19 protein-coding genes are annotated in these 18,336 nt (G+C 58.0%); 7 read left to right on the top strand and 12 right to left on the bottom strand.

Annotated elements, in window-relative coordinates; genetic code table 11:
• The first annotated feature begins 8 nt into the window (after positions 1–8).
• Positions 9–623, top strand: coding sequence for a hypothetical protein (locus LC354_RS16925; RefSeq protein WP_223426041.1), 615 nt, complete (start codon positions 9–11; stop codon positions 621–623).
• Between the two features lie 188 nt (positions 624–811).
• Positions 812–1,528, top strand: a complete 717-nt coding sequence (locus tag LC354_RS16920) for an alpha/beta fold hydrolase (RefSeq protein WP_223426016.1) — start codon at positions 812–814, stop codon at positions 1,526–1,528.
• Here LC354_RS16920 and LC354_RS16915 read toward each other — a convergent pair.
• A complete protein-coding gene (locus LC354_RS16915) occupies positions 1,519–2,118 on the bottom strand; it encodes a DUF6151 family protein (protein WP_223426015.1) in 600 nt (199 codons plus the stop codon). The two genes, LC354_RS16920 and LC354_RS16915, sit on opposite strands and share 10 nt — an antisense overlap.
• A gap of 4 nt (positions 2,119–2,122) precedes the next feature.
• Positions 2,123–3,394, bottom strand: coding sequence for a polyhydroxyalkanoate depolymerase (phaZ, locus tag LC354_RS16910; protein ID WP_223426013.1), 1,272 nt, complete (start codon positions 3,392–3,394; stop codon positions 2,123–2,125).
• Between the two features lie 148 nt (positions 3,395–3,542).
• On the opposite strand from phaZ, the gene LC354_RS16905 reads away from it, so the two are divergent.
• The gene (locus tag LC354_RS16905; protein ID WP_223426011.1) at positions 3,543–5,348 is read left to right on the top strand and encodes a PHA/PHB synthase family protein; all 1,806 of its coding nucleotides are present in this window, start codon (positions 3,543–3,545) and stop codon (positions 5,346–5,348) included.
• Between the two features lie 140 nt (positions 5,349–5,488).
• Complete coding sequence (locus LC354_RS16900) at positions 5,489–5,935, top strand: phasin family protein (protein WP_223426009.1); 447 nt, start codon at positions 5,489–5,491, stop codon at positions 5,933–5,935.
• Positions 5,936–6,293: 358 nt separating this feature from the next.
• Here LC354_RS16900 and LC354_RS16895 read toward each other — a convergent pair whose 3' ends face one another.
• Positions 6,294–6,665, bottom strand: coding sequence for a LysR family transcriptional regulator (locus LC354_RS16895; protein ID WP_223426007.1), 372 nt, complete (start codon positions 6,663–6,665; stop codon positions 6,294–6,296).
• 527 nt (positions 6,666–7,192) lie between these two features.
• On the opposite strand from LC354_RS16895, the gene LC354_RS16890 reads away from it, so the two are divergent.
• Both LC354_RS16890 and phaR read left to right on the top strand, forming a co-directional pair.
• On the top strand, positions 7,193–7,351 hold the full coding sequence (locus LC354_RS16890) for a hypothetical protein (RefSeq protein WP_223426005.1): 159 nt from the start codon (positions 7,193–7,195) through the stop codon (positions 7,349–7,351).
• A 375-nt stretch (positions 7,352–7,726) separates the two neighbouring features.
• Positions 7,727–8,281, top strand: coding sequence for a polyhydroxyalkanoate synthesis repressor PhaR (gene phaR / locus LC354_RS16885; protein WP_223426003.1), 555 nt, complete (start codon positions 7,727–7,729; stop codon positions 8,279–8,281).
• Between the two features lie 31 nt (positions 8,282–8,312).
• Here phaR and LC354_RS16880 read toward each other — a convergent pair whose 3' ends face one another.
• The 9 genes from LC354_RS16880 to LC354_RS16840 form a co-directional block, all read right to left on the bottom strand.
• Complete coding sequence (locus tag LC354_RS16880; protein WP_223425996.1) at positions 8,313–9,221, bottom strand: aminotransferase class IV; 909 nt, start codon at positions 9,219–9,221, stop codon at positions 8,313–8,315.
• 88 nt (positions 9,222–9,309) lie between these two features.
• Positions 9,310–10,497 (bottom strand): DegT/DnrJ/EryC1/StrS family aminotransferase, encoded by a 1,188-nt coding sequence (locus LC354_RS16875; RefSeq protein ID WP_223425987.1) that lies wholly within the window; start codon positions 10,495–10,497, stop codon positions 9,310–9,312.
• 125 nt (positions 10,498–10,622) lie between these two features.
• Positions 10,623–11,924, bottom strand: a complete 1,302-nt coding sequence (locus LC354_RS16870; RefSeq protein ID WP_223425980.1) for an NAD(P)/FAD-dependent oxidoreductase — start codon at positions 11,922–11,924, stop codon at positions 10,623–10,625.
• Between the two features lie 45 nt (positions 11,925–11,969).
• Positions 11,970–13,331, bottom strand: coding sequence for a glutamine synthetase family protein (locus tag LC354_RS16865; protein WP_223425978.1), 1,362 nt, complete (start codon positions 13,329–13,331; stop codon positions 11,970–11,972).
• Positions 13,328–14,011, bottom strand: coding sequence for a type 1 glutamine amidotransferase (locus LC354_RS16860; RefSeq protein ID WP_223425976.1), 684 nt, complete (start codon positions 14,009–14,011; stop codon positions 13,328–13,330). The genes LC354_RS16865 and LC354_RS16860 overlap by 4 nt, the downstream gene beginning before the upstream one ends.
• A 39-nt stretch (positions 14,012–14,050) precedes the next feature.
• Positions 14,051–15,385: a glutamine synthetase family protein gene (locus LC354_RS16855; RefSeq protein WP_223425975.1), complete on the bottom strand. Its 1,335-nt coding sequence runs from the start codon at positions 15,383–15,385 to the stop codon at positions 14,051–14,053.
• An 87-nt stretch (positions 15,386–15,472) separates the two neighbouring features.
• Positions 15,473–16,279 (bottom strand): ABC transporter permease, encoded by an 807-nt coding sequence (locus tag LC354_RS16850; protein WP_223425973.1) that lies wholly within the window; start codon positions 16,277–16,279, stop codon positions 15,473–15,475.
• Entirely contained in the window at positions 16,276–17,163 is an 888-nt protein-coding gene (locus LC354_RS16845) for an ABC transporter permease (protein ID WP_223425971.1), read from the bottom strand. The genes LC354_RS16850 and LC354_RS16845 overlap by 4 nt, the downstream gene beginning before the upstream one ends.
• Before the next feature lie 45 nt (positions 17,164–17,208).
• On the bottom strand, positions 17,209–17,928 hold the full coding sequence (locus LC354_RS16840) for a transporter substrate-binding domain-containing protein (RefSeq protein WP_223425969.1): 720 nt from the start codon (positions 17,926–17,928) through the stop codon (positions 17,209–17,211).
• On the opposite strand from LC354_RS16840, the gene LC354_RS16835 reads away from it, so the two are divergent.
• Positions 17,927–18,336: transposase (locus LC354_RS16835; RefSeq protein ID WP_223421634.1), on the top strand; the 410-nt coding region annotated here is incomplete at its 3' end. The two genes, LC354_RS16840 and LC354_RS16835, sit on opposite strands and share 2 nt — an antisense overlap.

Genomic DNA, 18,336 nt, shown 5'->3' with positions numbered 1-18,336 from the left:
CGGCCAGCATGTGGAGTTTGGAGACACTTGGACGCGTGCGGCTATCGAAACACTTTTTCATGCGGGACTTTCTTTATTCGGAGATCGGCAATTTCCACCAGCGTCAAAACCTGCCTCAAGATCCGGATCTGGCAATCGCGCATGGACGAAAGCTGTGCACCGAACTTCTCGATCCGCTGGAAGAGACATTTGGGCGTTTGGCCATACGGTCAGGATACCGTTCGCCCGATCTCAATCAGTATGGCAATGACAACGGGCTGAACTGCGCGCGCAATGACAACCCGTGGGAGTGTCACATCTGGGATTGGGGGCAGGGCGCGGACGCCATCGCGGGAACGTCGCTTGCCATCCCGTGGTTTGCGGACCAATACGGCGCCGGACGGGATTGGCGCGACTTGGCATGGTGGATCCACGATCACCTGCCCTATTCCGCGATGTGGTTTTTTCCCCAGCTTTGTGCATTCAATCTGGATTGGCGGCCAGACCCCCATCGCATGATCGGCAGCTACGTTGCCCCCAAAGGCTTGCTGCTGCGACGGGGCGAAACGCCATCGGAGCCCAAAGCCGCGCGCCAAAAACGCTATGCGGACTTTCCGGCATTTCGCGGCATTGCCTATCCGTGAAACGCATGTTTGGATGATTCCCAAGATTGGGCATGATACCTTTGGCGCTGGGATCACATCTGCACGTGCCAAAGTTGTGAGGTTTGCTGTGCAACCAAGCCTTGCCCAGGATCGGTGGATGCTGGAAGGTGCTCCAAATACCAGCAAGGTGGCAGGCATGAACCAAGTGACACGGGCGAACGGACGCCATGGCTGAGCCATTGGTTCTCCTTCCCGGCATGATGTGCGACGCACGGTTGTTCGGGCCACAGATTGCGGCCTTGTCTCCGGATTTTTCAATTATGGTCAGCCCGATCACCCGTGGCGAGCGGATCGAAGAGATCGCCAGTGGATTATTGGACGAATTGCCGCCACGATTTGCCCTTGCAGGACTATCAATGGGCGGAATTGTTGCAATGGAGCTGTTGCGCCGCGCCCCCAATCGTATCACGCGCCTGGCGCTGATGGACACGAACCCACTGGCCGAAACCCCGCAGGTCGCCGCCGCCCGTGAACCGCAGATCGTCAAGGTGCGCGCAGGGCGGATGCTGGAGGTCATGCGCGACGAGATGAAGCCGAACTACCTCGCGCCAGGGCCATATCGCGGTGAAATCCTGTCTTTGGTGATGGATATGGCGCAAGCGCTGGGCCCCGACGTGTTTGTCCGTCAGTCACGCGCTTTGCAAAGGCGCCCCGACCAGCAAGACGTTTTAAGCAAATGCAAGATCCCGACCTTGGTGTTGTGTGGCGCCCATGATGCGCTTTGCCCCGTCAAAAGGCACGTCTTCATGGCTGAGTTGATCCAAGGGGCGGAGTTGCGCATTCTGGACAACGCGGGGCATCTGCCCACTCTGGAGATGCCGGATGAGACGACGGCGGCGCTCAGAGAGTGGATGCGTCAGCCGCAGGTCGTGCGTCAGGCCTGAGGCGGTTGGACGTCTGGCAAGACAAGTGCCGCGCGCTCGGCCGCGCTCACCACGTGGACTTTGCTGACTGGCTCACCCGTCGCGGCATCAAAAAACGGTGTCTGTTTCCAGCGCCCCGTCAGGCGGGCCGTGATCGCGTTGGACGCAAAATTAAACAGCGCGTGTCGCAATCCGTCATGCCCACGTTTGCCGTTGGCCTTGCGCACAAAGGCGCGACTGACAACCGGGCCAAGGGCCGTGGCATCACTGACACGGTCGGTCCGGATGCCGACAAATGCGATTTTGGGGCTGCGCAATGTGTTGAACAACGGTGCGCCGCAACACCGTGCCTGCCAGCGCAGGACACCCTTGTCGGAGAAGGAAAAGACGGCCAATTGGTCCTGGCCTGCGTCAATGCGCACTTTGTCGGGCTTGTATTGAAATATGCCAACCGGGTCCGGTGCCGGGTCCGGTTGGCCTGCATAGACTTCCGCCGCACGGCAATCGTGACAGTAACAGTCAACGCGATTACCATTGTGCGGGCTGACCCCGATCAGGGCGCCGCGCACGGTGTTGCAGTCGCAGGCGAAGGTCAGATCAACGCCCGCCACCGGGTCAGGCCGCTGCGTTTTTATTGGCGGCTTTCGCGTCTGTCTCGGGCGAATTGGCATCAATGAAGTTCAACACGAGGGGCCGGATGTTGTTGCGCCAGCTTTTGCCTGCAAAAATCCCGTAATGTCCGGCACCGGGCTCGACATGGCTGGCCTTTTTGCTGTCCGGCAGACCGGTACACAGATCAAGGGCCGCGATGCACTGACCGGGGGCGGAAATGTCATCGGCACCCCCCTCAACCGTTTTGACCGCAACGGTTGTGATCTTGCCGATGTCGACCTTCTTGCCCGCAACCGTGAATTCGTTGTTGGCGATCTCGGCACCTTTGAAGATCCGTTCGACGGTCGACAGGTAGAATTCCGCAGTCATATCCATAACGGCAAGGTATTCATCATAGAACTTGTTGTGTTTGTCATGGTCGCCAGATTTGCCACGGGCAACGGCATTGATTTGGTCAGAAAAAGCCTTGCTGTGTTTTTCAGAGTTCATCGACATGAAGGACTGCAACTGCAAGAGGCCCGGATAGACCATGCGCCCGACGCCGGGGTATTTGAAGCCGACGCGCTGGATCATCATTTCTTCGAGTTGGCCCATCGTCACGCGGCGACCAAAGTCAGTGACATCGGTCGCGTTGGCGTTCGGGTCGATCGGCCCGCCGATCAGGGTAAGCGAGCGGGGCTGTGCCGCGGGGTCTTCTTCCGCAAGGTAGGCCGTCGCCGCCAGCGTCAGGGGCGCAGGCTGGCACACTGCAATGACATGCGTGTCCGGCCCCATGTGACGCATGAAGTCGACAAGATAGAGGGTGTAATCCTCGATATCGAACTTGCCCGCGCTGACGGGAATGTCGCGCGCGTTGTGCCAGTCGGTGACATAGACTTCGCAATCGGGCAGCAGCGACATGACTGTCGATCGCAGCAGTGTTGCGTAGTGGCCTGACATCGGGGCGACCAGCATGACCTTGCGTTTACGCGCCTTGCGGCCAGCCACGCTGAAATGGATCAGGTCGCCAAAGGCGCCGGGCACGGCGATCTCGACATTGACGAGGTGGTCTTTGCCATCTTCGCCGGTGACCGAGGGAATCCCCCAGTCGGGTTTGACCACCATGCGTTGGAACGTACGTTCAGTGACTTCACCCCATGCGCGCATCCACTGTAACCCGGGACTTGGCATCATCGCAAAGGCCGGATAGGAGCCAATTGCTTGCGCCGTTGCGCCCAGCCATTGGTTCGTGTTTCGGATGGTTTCCATGAGATCGTAGCTGGCCATATACCGCATTAATAATTCCTTCGTACCTCTAGGGGCCCAAAGCGCCACGCACCTCGGACGGTTTGTCGCTTTGCCCCCTGAAACATGCGACCATATACGTGCGGCATCCGAAAAATCCGAATGCTGCACATGCAAACTCTACGAGGAAGACGTTAATATGACAACCAATGACACCACAGATGGTGCTGTCTCGGGCGAAAACCTCGACAAATTGAGCACTAACCTGCGTAAAGTGGATGAACTGACCAAGCGACTCACACAGGTTTTGACGCACCGCAGCACGCACAATGCGGCACTGGATGGTCCGAATCAGGAACTCTTCACCAAGGCGGCCACGGCCTACTGGACGGAAACTTTGCGCGATCCTGCCAAGGTTCTGGAGCATCAGTTGCAGTTTTGGTCCAGGTCTGTGACCCATTTTGTCGAAGCGCAGAAAACCTTGGCGAGCGGAAAACTTGCGGCCCCGGCGAATCCTGGCCCGAAGGACCGGCGATTTGCGAACGCTTTGTGGGATACGCACCCGTACTTCAATTATGTCAAGCAACAGTACCTCATCAACGCCGACGCTATTTCGCAGGCGATCGATGACGTGACGGATATGGATTCCCAGGAAAAGCAGCGTCTGGCCTTCTTTTCGCGTCAGATCGTGGACATGATGAGTCCGACCAATTTTCTGGCCACCAATCCGGACGCTCTGGAAAAGGCGGTCGCGACGGAAGGCCAGTCTCTGGTGCAAGGGCTCGAGAATCTGATCTCAGACCTTGAGGCAAACAACGGCGAGCTGATCGTCAAGCTGGCCGATGAATCCGCCTTTGAACTTGGTGGAAACATTGCCACGACGCCCGGCAAGGTCATCTATCGCAATCGCATGATGGAGCTGATCCAATATACGCCGACCACCGAAACGGTGCACAGGACGCCGGTGGTTCTCTTTCCGCCGTGGATCAACAAATTCTACATCCTCGACCTCAAACAGCAAAACTCTCTGGTGAAGTGGATCGTGGATCAGGGCTATACTCTGTTTGTCGTGTCCTGGGTGAACCCCGATGCCGCCTACGCGGGCGTCGGCATGGAAGACTATATTGAGGATGGGTATCTGGCCGCCATCCGCGAGGCCAAAGCGATCACCGGTGAGAAACAGGTCAACGCGATCGGCTACTGCATCGCGGGCACCACGCTCACTCTTACGCTCAGTCTGTTGAAACAGCGCGGCGACAAGTCGATCAAGTCGGCGACGTTCTTTACCGCTCTGACGGACTTCTCCGATCAGGGCGAATTCGCGCCGTTCCTGACCGATGACTTCATCGACGGGATCGAGGCCGAATGCGCCGATAAGGGGATACTGCCGTCCGTCATCATGGCGCGTACCTTTACCTTCCTGCGCTCCAACGACCTCGTTTATACTCCGGCGATCAAGAGCTACATGATGGGCGAAACCCCACCGGCTTTTGATTTGCTCTATTGGAACGGGGACGGGGCCAACCTGCCTGCCAAAATGGCGATGCAGTATTTGCGCGGACTGTGCCAGCGCAACGAATTGGCCGACGGGGGGTTTGACCTGATGGGCCATACCTTGCGGATCAGCGACGTCAGCGTACCGGTCTGCGCCATCGCGTGTGAGACGGATCACATCGCACCCTGGAAAGACAGCTACCGCGGTGTTCAGCAGATGGGATCCAAAGACAAGACGTTCATCATGACGCAGTCTGGCCACATTGCCGGCATCGTGAATCCGCCCTCAAGAAACAAGTACGGCCACTATACCCATGAGGATCTGAACCTCGAATATGAGGATTGGGCCGCAGAGGCCACCTTCACCGAAGGGTCGTGGTGGCCGCGCTGGGGGGAATGGCTGAAAAAACGTGGGGGCAAGCAGATTCCCGCACGTGAACCGGGTGATTCTTCGCATCCAGTCCTCTGTGATGCACCCGGAACCTATGTGGCGGTCAAAGCAAAGCCTTGATCATACGTGGAAAAAAGTAGCCGAGAAAAATTATGCTGCGCTGCAGCAAAAAGACTTGAAATGCTGCGCTGCAGCATGTATCTATCCCTCAGACGCAGAAAAGCGGGGATAGGCCCGCAGCGATCAGAAGGATAGATACCATGGCCAAGACACCTGACATGACAGCAATGTTCAAAGACGTAATGGGTTCGTTCCCTGTCGACACAGCGTCGATGGAAGACGCATTCAAAACAGCGACATCGCTGAACGAAAAGCTGAGCCACGTCGCAATCGACGCAGCCGAAAAATCCACCGAGATCTCCTCCAAGTGGACCAAAGAAACTCTGGCGAAACTGGGCGACATGTCCAAAGCCAAAGCAGAGCCTGCAGACTACGCCAAAGCAATGACCGACTTCGCGTCGTCCTATGCTGAAGTGACTGCAGAGCACATGGCCGCTTTTGCCGAAGTTGCGAAAAAAGTTCAAATGGACACAGTTGAACTGATGATGGCTGCTGGCAAAGACATGAGCGAAGACGCATCTGCCGTTGTGAAAAAAGCCACTGGCGACATCACAACTGCTGCCAAGAAAGCCGCTGCTGCAAAGTAAGCGATCCAGTTTTATCGCACCACCTTCCTCCCTGAAACGGTGCGATGACTGATGGCGGGTCCCTTGCGGACCCGCCTTTTTTTTAGCTCAGGATCACCGCGGCGAGCCTGTTGAATGCACGACGCACGCGCAAGGTTGTGCGCATTTCAGGATGCGCTGTGAGCCAGACCGGTAGGTGAGCGACCGGCACGTCACCAGACACCCCTGCACCCTTGGCTCCATGTCGCTCATGCCAAATTGGTCAAATCCAATGCCGCAACCGGCACGCTCTATTTGCCAACACACGACCTGATCGTCACACCGGAAGGCAAAAAGGCGGATGTTACCGCCGGCCCTACCGTGGGCAGTCTGTTGATATTCATGTCTGGATGCGCCTGGCGCAGTCGAGCCAGCGCAGGGGGCGAAGGAAAGAGGGGACAAGTTGACAGACAGTGATGCGGAGCGTGTTGCCCTTTTCGACATTCTGACCCGAACCTACGGCCGAAATACGTACGGCGGCATCTGCCATCTGGCCCGCATACGCCATCAGCTTGGACCCGGCCTTGGTCAATTTCATACCGCCGCGATTAAGTTTGAAAAGCCTGTCACCTATGCGTGATTCCAACGTCGCGATGTGACGGCCGAGCGTTGGTTGGCTGTTATGCAGCGCAAGCCCGGCGGTGGACAGCGACCCCTGCTCGATGACCGCTGCGAAAGATTGAATGTGCGCCCAGTTGCGTTGCATCATCATGTATCCACATACGGATGTTACAATTCAAATTTTGCATGACATCTGTCATCGTACAGGGCGCAAAGAGTCGACTTGGCCGCACAGCAGTCGAGGCCTTTGTCGGGGCCGGTTGGACCGTCACGGAATTGGCGTGCAACTGGTAGCGGAGTTCTAGGGACCCGGACGGGTCACTGCACACGTGACGGACCCGGCGGCGTTGGTGCGTGCGGCGCCGGACAAGATGTAATCCTGAATGCTGCAAATCCGCCATGTCAGGACTGGGCGGTGCAAGTGCCTTTGATCGTGGAGGAAGTTCTTTCCGCAGCACGGACCAGCGGAGCGCCTGTGATGATCCCAAGGAACGTTTAAAGCTACGATAGTGCCATACCCCGTCCTGACGGAAAAGCTGTGTGGCGACCCTCAATACGCAAGGGAAACATTAGTGCACGTATGGAACTTGCATATCATGACAGCCGCGTTCGGACGCTCGTGCTGCGGGGCGGCGATTTCGTAGAAGCTGCCAAAACCGGATGTTGATCGACAGCGATATGAAAAACAAAGCATGGCAGGGCAAATTGATCTGCCGGGGATCTTGCGATGTCGAGCATACGTGGGCGTATATTCAGGATATGGCACGCGCCATGGTCGGCCTGTCTGAAAAGCACCACAGGCTTTATAGGTTCGAGACGTTCAGTTTTCCGGGCTAGGCGGCGGATGGAAACGCCCTGATTGCTGCAGTCGAAGCTGCCACAGGGCAGAAATGCGTGTTTCAACGATGCGTCGCGGGATTTTGCGCTTGCTGGGGCTCTTTTCACCACAAACCCGCGAGGTGCTCGAAATGCGTTACCTTTGGGACATACCGCATCGGATCGATAGCTCCAAACTGGCGACACGTCTGCCAGATTACCGCGCCACACCGTTCTACACTGCAATCTCGGTATGTCTGGCGTCGCACGTACCAAGCGATGCGAAGGGCCAGCGCGTGGATTCGCCATAAATGGACGCAAAGCGTGTGCGTGCTTTCTTTTTCTCCCCGGTGGCCCTAAGCTGCAACGCAGCACGCCGCATCGGGGAGAAGCCACGTGACAGAAAAAGCAGCACCTTTGTTGATCAAACGGTATGCCAGCCGTCGGTTGTATAACACCGAGACAAGCGATTACGTAACGCTTGAAGATATTTCGGGGTTTATCCGTGATGGGCGTGAGGTTCAGATCGTCGACCTCAAGACCGGGGATGATCTGACCCGTCAGTATCTGTTGCAGATCATTGCCGAGCATGAAAGCCGTGGCGAGAGTGTCTTGCCGGTGGATGTCCTGAATGATCTGGTGCGTAGCTATATGGGCGGTGGGGTCAGCGTCGTTCCCCAGTTCTTGCAAGCGTCGTTCGATATGCTGCGCGACGGACAAAGCAAGATGATCGAAGGCATGGGCGCGATCAATCCCATGACCAAGGTGCCGGGCTTTGATGCAATGCAAGCCCAGCAACAGGCTTTTATCAAGGCGATGACCGGTGGCCTCGGCCAATGGTCCGGACCTTCGACCGAGGCGGAGCCTGACGAAAAGGACACGGCCGAAGATCTGGAAACGATCAAGAAGCAACTGGCAGAACTTCAGAAGAAATTGTCCAAACTCTCCTGAGCGTTGCGCCGGGCGCACAGACGTGTGCGCCTTACCGGCTTGGCGCCGCAACCGGGGTGCGAAACCTGTCCTGGCTGATCCAGTCGAAATAGCGTTTGCGCAGATCCAGCGCGCGCTCTCCGGCACTTCCGTTGGAAAAGTACCTTTCATCGACCTGTGCCACCGGGATAACGCCGCCGCCGGACGAGGATAGAAAAACCTCGTCCGCTTGCCAGAATTCATCAAGGGGCAGGGCACGTGTTTCGGTTTTCAATCCGGCTGCGCTGCACATCTCGAGAACAGTCTGACGTGTGATGCCGTGCAACACGCCGTCGTCCGGAGTGACCACTGTGTCGCCAAAGACCGCGAACACGTTGAAGCCCGGCCCTTCAGTCACATGACCGTCGTGATCCAGCAAAAGCGTTGTTTCGAACCCGTTGTCCTTCGCCTCAAAAAGGCCCGAGGTAAAATCGCCCCAGTGGTAGTTCTTGAGGCGCGGATTGACGCTGTCTTTGGGAATGCGTCGAACCGATTTTGCAATCCAGACGGACGTGCCTTTGATGGCGGCTTCGGGTGCCACGATATGCACGTAAGGCACACACCAGGCATAGAAGTGGTTCTCACAATCGCGCGGGTCGCGGCTGCCGGGAACAGGATTGCGACCCCGTGCGGCGACCATGGCAACATAGGCGTCGTTCATGCCCGCAGTCGCGACCATATCATGTAACGCACGGATGATTGCGGCGCGGTCCATGCCGACCTCCATGCGCGCCCCGTTCATTGAGGCTTCGAACCTGTCAAGATAGTCGTTCAGCCGAAAGAAGGCGCCGCGCCAGACGGGAACCACGTCGTAGACGATGTCGGAATGGGTCACGCCCCAATCGGTCAAGGGCAGGCCCGCATCGCCCAGCGGCAGGATATCACCACCCAGGAAGGCGGCTCCGGTTTTGAAATCTGTCATAGCGCCAAGGATACCGTTGCGGCGGTGCAAAAGGAAAGGGCGCAGCAGGCTGCGCCTTACGATCCGCCCTAAAATCCGGGTGCGTGCATCACCTCCCGAAGGCCCGTGCGGGGCGTGTGGCATGGTCGATAGCTTGCAAGATGACATCAGCCACCGCATTCAGTGTTTCCGCAGGCAGATGCACAGGCAGACGCACATCACAAGCCCGCATCAGCATGGCGCGGGTGCGGGGCAAATCCGGCAAATCGGGGACAAATTGCCAGTTCCAAAACGCCCGCGCATTGTCGCTGCTCATCCCGAAGACCTGTACTTTGACGCCAGCCGCCGCCGCCCCTGCGACAAAGCTGTGAACCTCGCTGTCGCTCATATTCATCAGATTGAACTGGATGGAATCCGGTGCGCGGACCTCTCCGGGCAAAGGGTTGGGCACGTGGATAGATGCGCTGACGGACAAAAGCTCCGCGACGTGGTCGTGATTGCGACGCCCATCCACCACACGTCGCGCCAGATGCGGCAATTGCGGGCGGATCACGGCGGCCGACAGGTTGGACATACGCAAGTTATACAACGGCAATCGGTTTTGATGGACGGCGAAGGCATCCCGCAAGACCGGGTGCTTTTGCCAATTATGTTCATACGCGCCCGACATGATAACAGCGCGTGCGACCAGATCGGCGTCATCGGTGATCAGAATACCGCCTTCGCCTGCATTTATCATCTTGTAGGATTGGAACGAAAAACACCCCACGCGGCCGATGGTCCCGATCTTGGCCCCGTTCCATGTCGTCCCCAGAGAGTGGGCGGCATCCTCGATGACGGGCACGTCTGTCGTATCACACAAAGCCATGATCGCATCCATGTCCGAGGTGTGGCCCCGCATATGGCTGATGATGACAGCATCTGCTCCGGGCAATTTGGCCGTGAAATCACCCAGGTCGATACGGTAGTTTTCGCCGACTTCACACAGGATCGGTAAACACTCGGCATGAATTACGGCGGAGGGGACTGCGGCAAAGGTAAAACCGGGGATCAGAACGCGCGCATCGCGTGGCAGGTCCAGCGCCTTGAGCGCCAGAAACAGCGCCGCTGAACAGGACGAAACTGCAAGGGCAAACCGACTGCCCATGAGTTCTGCAAATTCTGCTTCCAGCAAGGAAACCGGTGCGTCCTTTGCGGCTGTGTAGCGAAAGAGGTCTCCGGACTGCAAAAGGCGGTCGATCTCGGTGCGGGCAGCTGCGGGTATGGCTTCGGCGCTGTGCATGTCAGGCAAAGTCATATTTCGATTTCCTTATGTTTTACTTTCGTTTTTGTAAAACACCGCGCGCGCAAAGAAAACAGTTTTGTCGCGGCGTGCAGACCACGAGTGCACCTGTTTCGACAAGTTCGAAAGGAGATGAAGCGTTACAGGCCGACGCGATCGCGCAAGCTGTACCAGGTCATGGCAAGCGCCAGCAAAGGGCTGCGCAATGCAACGCCACCGGGAAAGGGCATGCTCGGCAAGGCTGCCATGGTATCAAACCCGTCGCTTTGCCCTAGTATCGCATCCGCCATCAATTTGCCCGCATGGGTTGCCGTACCGACTCCGTGCCCCGAATATCCGGACGCGGACAGTGCATTTGGACTTACTCGGGCAAGGTAAGGCAGGCGCTTCATGGTAATTGCCAATGTCCCGCCCCAGGCAAAATCGATGGGGACGTTCTTCAGATGCGGGAATATCTCGCACATCGGTTTGCGAACGGCTGCCGCGATGTTGCTGGGAAATCGGTAGCCGTAGGATTCCCCGCCGCCAAACAACAGCCGTCCGTCATGGCTCAGGCGGAAATAATTGACCACAAAGCGACTGTCGGACACTGCGATATCTCGGGAGAGTATGCGAACGGCATCCGCCCCGAGCGGCGCTGTTGCCGCGATAAAGTTGTTGATGGGCATGACACGGGACGCCACCTGACCCTCGAGTGCGCCAAGATAACCATTGCAGGCATAGATCACGTGATCGGCCAAAACAGTGCCTGCATCGGTGCGCAGTGTCACGCGCGGCCCTTGCGTAACATCGACAACCGCGCTGCGTTCATGAATGACGGCGCCCGCCGCCTCTGCTGCGCGGGCCAGACCGACGGCAAAGCGCAGCGGATGCAAATGGCCTGCGTCCCAGTCTATCACACCGCCCTTGTAGCGAGGTGAGGGGCAGACCGCGGCAAAATCGGCGTTTGAGGGGACCTCGATGTCATAGTCATAATGCTGCCGCATGTGATCGGCATAGCGGTGCAAATCGTCCACGTCGGCCTTGCTTTTCCCGGCCCAGGCAATCCCGGGGCGTAAGTCGCACGCGATCTCATGCTCGGAGATGAGGGACTTGACCAGGTCTTTGGCCTCTTGACCCAAGGCCCAGAGCCGACGCGCCGCCTCTCGTCCGACCATCTTTTCCAGATCCGGTTGGGCGACACGCTGGCCTGAGCCAAGCTGGCCACCATTGCGCCCGGATGCTCCAAAGCCGACCCGCTGCGCGTCGAGCACTATGACTTTGCGACCTGACTGGGCCAGATGCAGCGCTGCGGACAATCCAGTATAGCCCGCACCGACAACGCAGACATCCGCTGTCACATCGCCCTTCAAAGGAGGGCGTTCAGCTGCAATATCGGTCGTCGCGGCGTACCAACTTCGCGGATACGCGCCAAGCTTGTCATTGGCGTAAAGCAGGTTCATCTTCTCTGTTCCCCAAAAATCCCCCCCGGAGGGCCGGGTTGTCACCTAGACGTTCATCAGAAGATGTTCGCGCTCCCATGGGGAAATAACCTGCAGGAATTCGTCATATTCCGCACGTTTGACGATGGAATAGACGCGCGCGAACTCCGGTCCCAGAACTTTATGCAGGGCGCTGGATTCGTCAAACAGCGCAAGTGCCGAGCCCAGAACACGCGGTATATCGCCATCCCCTTCGTACGCATCGCCCTTGAATTCAGGCGATGGCTGTTGCTGTTCCACAAGGCCCAAATATCCGCAGGCCAGCGATGCCGCGATGCCCAGATACGGGTTACAATCCATTCCGGCGATGCGGTTTTCGACGCGGCGTGATTTTGGCTGCGACAGCGGTACGCGGATACCCGTGGTCCGGTTGTCGCGCCCCCATGCCAGATTGATCGGCGCGGCATGGTCTTTGACGTAGCGGCGGTAACTGTTCACATAGGGCGCCATCACGGCAAGAGCAGCGGGCATGTGGTTTTGTAAGCCGGCAATGAAGTGAAAGAACGCATCCGTATCCTCGCCCTCCGACCCCGTAAATATATTGCTGCCGTCTTTCATATCGAGGATCGAATGGTGGATATGCATCGCACTGCCCGGTTCGTCTTCGATCGGTTTCGCCATAAAGGTTGCAAAGCAATTGTGGCGCAGAGCCGCTTCCCGAATGAGCCGTTTGAAGTAAAAGACCTCATCGGCCAGTTTCAGCGGATCTCCATGCTGCAAGTTGATCTCAAGCTGCCCTGCGCCACCTTCCTGCGTGATGCCGTCGATCTCGAACCCCTGCGCTTCTGCAAAGTCATAGATGTCGTCGATCACGGGGCCGAATTCGTCCACCGCCGTCATTGAGTAGGCTTGCCGCGCCGCGGCCGGGCGGCCGGATCGGCCGGTCATGGGCTGGATTTCCTGCGCCGGGTCAAGGTTGCGCGCGATCAGGAAAAACTCCATTTCGGGGGCGACGACGGGTTCCCATCCTTTATCGTGGTACAGTTGCACCACACGTTTCAGTACGTTTCGCGGCGAAAACGGCACAACCGCGCCGTTGCGATCATAGGCGTCATGGATCACTTGCAGAGTCCAATCCCCTGTCCACGGAGCCGCTGTGGCGGTGCTCATGTCCGGGCGCAGGATCATGTCCTTTTCGATGAACCCGTCTTCGTCCGCCGCTTCGCCCCAATCACCGGTGATGGTTTGGTAAAAAATGCTGTCTGGCAAATGAAAGTAATCCTGGCGCGCGAATTTGGAGGCTGGCACGGCCTTGCCGCGCGCAATTCCCGGTAGGTCCGAGATGATGCATTCCACTTCATCCAACCGCCGACCCTCCAGATAGGTCTGTGCTGCTTCCGGTATCCGTGTCGTCCAGTCGTCGCTCATGCGATCCTCTTTTCCTTGAAAAAATGCGCGATCATGTCGGCGAGGCGGGCGCTGTCCGTGTCACGACCAAGCTGCGCGATGGCCTCTTGGCGCAAGGGTTCGGGCACCACGCCGGGCGCGCGCACGTCCAGCAAGCCCTTGATATAGGTCCGATCGATCTCTGGATGCGGCTGCAAGGTAAAGATCTTGTTGCCATAAAGCAGAGCGGCATTGGCACAAAACGGAGTGTTGGAGATCACCTCGGCACCATCCGGCAGCGCGACGATTTGATCCTGATGCCATGCGTTCAAAGCCAGCGTTTCGCCGTTCAGCGGATATTCCTGCCGTCCGACGGACCAACCGCCTTTGAATTTTTCTACCCGCCCCCCAAGGGCCTGCGCGATGATCTGGTGGCCAAAGCAGATCCCGACCATGGGCCGATCACTGGCGTAAATGTCGCGGATCAGCGTTTCGAGCGGCGCAATCCAGGGCAGATCTTCGTACGCGCCAAATTTCGACCCCGTGATCAGCCATCCATCGGCAGCTTGCGGCCCGTCGGGGAAATCACCATCGCAAACCGCAAAATCGACAAAGCTCAGGCCTTGACCGGTGAGAAATTGCCGAAAGATTTCAGGGTAATCCCCGTTTTCCTCCACGAGTTGTTCGTTGACGTGGCCGGTTTGCAGAATGCCGATTTTCATGGATCACCTGAAGGTTGCGAAGCGACGATAGGGCGCGGATCAAACAGAGTCGAGGTAGATTTCCGTCTGCTCCTGAGGCGTCAGATCAGCCATTTCGCGGGCCTCCTGTCTCTTGGTCAGCAACAGGTTGCGTATCAGCTCGGCGTCGAAAATCCGGGCGACCTGTTCGGATTGCTCGAAGGCTGCAATCGCCCCGTCCCATGTATTCGGCACCTGCGGCAAATCCTGCGCATAGGCGTTGCCCTTGATGGGTGCGGGCGGGTCGACCGCGTCTTCGATCCCGTTGAGAGCCGCACCCAGAATGGCCGCGACCGAGAGATACGGGTTCACATCACCGCCCGCCAGACGATGCTCGATCCGCCGTGCTGCCGGTGGGCCGGAGGGTATGCGAATGGCTGCCGTGCGGTTCTCGTAGGCCCAGGCAATACCCGTCGGCGCGTGCGCACCGGGGATCAGACGGGCATAGGAATTGGCATGCGGCGCAAAGATCAGCATTGAGCCCGGCATGGCGGCAAGGCACCCTTGCACCGCATGGCGCAATATGTCGCTGCCAGTGTGAGAGCCGTTATCAAAGACGTTGCGCCCTTCACCGTCGAGAACTGAAAAATGCATGTGCATGCCGGACCCGGCATAGTCGTCATAGGGTTTTGCCATGAACGACGCCGCAAAGCCGTGCTTGCGGGCCAACCCCTTGACCAGCATCTTGAACAACCACGCATCATCGGCGGCCTTCAGTGCGTCGGATTGGTGCATCAGATTAATCTCGAACTGGCCCAGACCGGATTCCGAAATCGCCGTATCAGCGGGAATATCCATGGCTTCGCAGGCGTCGTAAAGCTCGGTAAAAAAGTCATCGAACATATCAAGTGCACGCAGCGAGAGGATCTCTCCGGCCACGCGGCGTTTGCCAGAGTGTGGCGAGGGCGGCACGCGCAACCGCCCGCCTGCATCGTCGATCAGAAAAAACTCCAGTTCCACGGCCACGACAGGGGTGAGGCCCAAGGCGGCATACCGCTTCTGGACGTTGGCCAGTGCATGACGCGGATCGCCCATGAACGGGCGACCGTCCTCATGATACATCCAGATCGGCAACAGCCCGGTTGGTGTGGTCAGCCATGGCATCGGCACGAACCCACGTTCGGTGGGCCGGAGCACGCCGTCACGATCCCCGCTTTCCATCACAAGCGGGCTATCCTCTATGTCCTCGCCCCAGATATCGAGATTGAGGACGGACATCGGAAACCGCGTGCCGTCAGTCGTGACCTTATCCGCAAAGCGCACCGGCACCCGTTTGCCCCGCGCGACCCCGTTCAGGTCCGAAGCCGCCACGCGGATCGCCCGGATTTCGGGATTGTTTTTCAGCCAGTCATGCATGCGTCTTCACTTCTCTGTTCAATTAATCCCTGCTCATCATGCGACCGGCGGTTTGGCCAGCGGAAAGTCAGGCAAGGAGGCACCGCGCTATCGGATGAGGTTTGGACGATACTTGATCCGAGAGCGCGTATTTTCCGGAAGATGGCGATTGAGGCGTCGGTTGACCAGCCCAAACACGCCGATAATCACCAGCGTCAGGATAATAAAATACATCGCGAGGATCGGGTAGGGGACAAAGGGGTTGAATGTCTTGTCCGCAAAATAGCTGGCATAATAGAGGGCGTCGCCACGCTGTTGCCATGCCGGAAATCCAGAGAAATAGACGAGAGTGGTGGCATGGAAGAGAAAAATCGCCTCGTTGGTATAGCTCGGCCAGGCGAGGCGCAGCATGGTCGGCCACACAATCCGCCGAAACCGGGACCAACCCGACAACCCGTAAGCATCTGCGGCCTCAACTTCACCCTTTGGGATCGATTGCAGTGCGCCGTAAAAGATCTCGGCCGAATAGGCAGCCGTGTTGAGGAACAACACGATCAACGCGCCCAGCCATGCGGCTGTGAAGGGCGAAAAGATTGGAAATGTGCCCTTGAGGCTGAGAAACAGGAAGTACGCAAAGAAGAACTGGATAAAGAGCGGTGAGCCTCGGAACAGGAAAATGAACCACTCTGCCGGTTTGCGCAGCCAGGGGTTTGGCCGACTCTTGGCAATGGCCAGTGCAGTCGCGAGAAAGAACCCGGTGCAAAGGGCCATGATCCCGAAATAAATGTTCCAGATCATGCCGGAGCCGATCAAGGTGAACTGTTCGCACAAGGTGAAGTCGCTGCGCGGCAACAGCCGTTCCCCGATGCCGACAGAGCGCAGGGCGTAAGACTGGATGGTTTCCAAGCAACTCACGCGGCAACCCCTTTACGCTGGGCTTCGCCGCCCGATGTGGCCTGTCCGCGCGTGAGGCGCGCCATCACCCGTTTGAGGATCTTTTCGGAGCCCCACGTCATCAGCAGGTAGAACACCAGCAGCGCGAGGAAGTACCACATCCGCCAGTCGCCATGGGGGTATGATGTGAATCGCGCCGTCTTGGTCCCGCCCAGTTCACGCGCCCAATACACGACGTCCTCGATGCCCAGCAGAAACAGCAATGGTGTGGCCTTGATCAGCACCTGCCAGAGGTTTGACAGGCCCGGCAGGGCAAAGACCCACATTTGCGGCACCAGAATGCGCCAAAACGTCTGACGGGGCGACATGCCGTAGGCTTCGGCTGTCTCAAGCTGGGCTTTGGGCACCGCGCGCATCGCTCCGAAAATGACATTGGCCGCGAATGCACCAAAGACGATCGCAAAGGTAACAATCGCAAGGCCAAAGGCATACAGTTGGTGGATTGGTTGCGGCGCAGTCCCAAGCGGCAGTTTGGCCTGTGGACAGACCAGAAAATCGTTGCCCTGGCGAATGGGATCCGTCCAGTCAGAGCAAAGCACCTGATGGCGCAGCCACTCAAATCCCTGATCAAGGGCAATCACGAAGAACAGGAAGAAGGCAATGTCCGGTACGCCGCGCACGATCGCGATATAGCCTTTGCCAAACAGCGAAAGGGGCAAAATGCGGGACCGGGCGGCCATCGCGCCGCCGAACCCGAAAGCAAGCGAAACGGGCGCCGTAACGGCCAGGATGCCCAGCACCTTGAGGAAACTCAGATAGAAGGAAAAATGCACGCCCGTCGTCAAATAGCAACTCAGCCACCAAACGGTGGCCAGCGTATCGGGCTCGGTGCAATAGGAAAACATCTCTGTCAGAGCGTTGGGACGGAGTTCCCCCCGTCCCGTGCCTTATCAATATTGCGCAGTCGCTTCGCCGAACCACTTGACGAGCAATGCGTTCAAGGACCCGTCTTCTTTCATCGATGTGATGGCCGCATCGAACTTTTCTTTCAACTCGGTGTCGCTTTCGCGCAGACCCATGCCGACGCCACCGCCGAGAGGTACATCAGGTCCGACAAACATCAGTTCGCCGCCAGATGCTTCGACCAGAGGGGCAAGGTAGTCTGCGTCGGCAAAGACGGCGTCTGCTTCGCCATTGCGCACGGCGGCGACGGTTTCTTCGGGCGTTGCGAACTCAACCAGTACGGCATCGCCCGACGCGACGTGACCGGCTTGGATGGTTGCTGTTTGCGCGGCGACAATTCCGTTTTCCCAATCAGCACCCTCAGCAGCCGCCACATAGGCCGACGCAGTGGGCGGGAAGTAGTTTTGGGTGAAATCGATCACTTCGTCCCGTTCGTCGGTGATCGACATGCCGGCCATGATGGTGTCGTAGTTCGACGACACAAGGTTGGGAATAATGCTGTCCCAATCGTTCTTGACCCATTCGCAGGTCAACTCGGCGCGCATGCACAACTCGTCGCCCAATTCACTCTCAAACCCGTCAACTTCGCCTGCATCATTGATAAAGTTATACCCGCATTCCCCAAGTAGATCTCTGATTTCGCTGTCTTGAACGTGATATTTTCTATATATATCATGGCGTTGGTTGCTGCGGAGGATGTGTTTCATGGATCACCCAGAGGGTGCGGGCTTGCAGCGGGCAGATCGTGTGGATTTTGACCCTCGCGTGCGGCTGGAATTCCGGGGCGCTCAGCTCAGTTCGGATGGCGGCCTTCTGGTGATGCGCGAGCTTGATGACGCGCTCGGTCTGTCCAATCTGGCGTCTGCTGCCCTGTGCGATAATCGCCGTGGCAAGAACACGATCCACCGGCTCGACGGGCTGTTTCGGCAATCGGTCTACGGCCGGTTGGCAGGATACGGGGACGTCAATGACGCCGACCGTCTCGCGCTCGATCCCGTGATGCGCCAGGTTGTCGGTGGCCGTGCCGTCGATGCGCATGCCGCATCCACGTCGCAGATGGGCCGGTTCGAGACCGAGGGACTGGCGACCGCAGAGAACCGGGCGGCTCTGTCTGA

Source organism: Tateyamaria pelophila (assembly GCF_019966495.1).
In the GTDB taxonomy this organism is placed as follows: Bacteria; Pseudomonadota; Alphaproteobacteria; order Rhodobacterales; family Rhodobacteraceae; genus Tateyamaria; species Tateyamaria pelophila.
This window is presented reverse-complemented; position numbering and strand designations above follow the sequence as displayed.

Bases quoted from the DNA above. Each gene is read 5' to 3' on its own strand.
- LC354_RS16925 (WP_223426041.1), top strand. From the start codon at position 9: ATGTGGAGTTTGGAGACACTTGGACGCGTGCGGCTATCGAAACACTTT.
- LC354_RS16920 (WP_223426016.1), top strand. From the start codon at position 812: ATGGCTGAGCCATTGGTTCTCCTTCCCGGCATGATGTGCGACGCACGG.
- phaZ (WP_223426013.1), bottom strand. From the start codon at position 3,394: ATGCGGTATATGGCCAGCTACGATCTCATGGAAACCATCCGAAACACG.
- LC354_RS16905 (WP_223426011.1), top strand. From the start codon at position 3,543: ATGACAACCAATGACACCACAGATGGTGCTGTCTCGGGCGAAAACCTC.
- LC354_RS16900 (WP_223426009.1), top strand. From the start codon at position 5,489: ATGGCCAAGACACCTGACATGACAGCAATGTTCAAAGACGTAATGGGT.
- LC354_RS16895 (WP_223426007.1), bottom strand. From the start codon at position 6,665: ATGATGATGCAACGCAACTGGGCGCACATTCAATCTTTCGCAGCGGTC.
- LC354_RS16890 (WP_223426005.1), top strand. From the start codon at position 7,193: ATGAAAAACAAAGCATGGCAGGGCAAATTGATCTGCCGGGGATCTTGC.
- LC354_RS16880 (WP_223425996.1), bottom strand. From the start codon at position 9,221: ATGACAGATTTCAAAACCGGAGCCGCCTTCCTGGGTGGTGATATCCTG.
- LC354_RS16875 (WP_223425987.1), bottom strand. From the start codon at position 10,497: ATGACTTTGCCTGACATGCACAGCGCCGAAGCCATACCCGCAGCTGCC.
- LC354_RS16870 (WP_223425980.1), bottom strand. From the start codon at position 11,924: ATGAACCTGCTTTACGCCAATGACAAGCTTGGCGCGTATCCGCGAAGT.
- LC354_RS16865 (WP_223425978.1), bottom strand. From the start codon at position 13,331: ATGAGCGACGACTGGACGACACGGATACCGGAAGCAGCACAGACCTAT.
- LC354_RS16860 (WP_223425976.1), bottom strand. From the start codon at position 14,011: ATGAAAATCGGCATTCTGCAAACCGGCCACGTCAACGAACAACTCGTG.
- LC354_RS16855 (WP_223425975.1), bottom strand. From the start codon at position 15,385: ATGCATGACTGGCTGAAAAACAATCCCGAAATCCGGGCGATCCGCGTG.
- LC354_RS16845 (WP_223425971.1), bottom strand. From the start codon at position 17,163: ATGTTTTCCTATTGCACCGAGCCCGATACGCTGGCCACCGTTTGGTGG.
- LC354_RS16840 (WP_223425969.1), bottom strand. From the start codon at position 17,928: ATGAAACACATCCTCCGCAGCAACCAACGCCATGATATATATAGAAAA.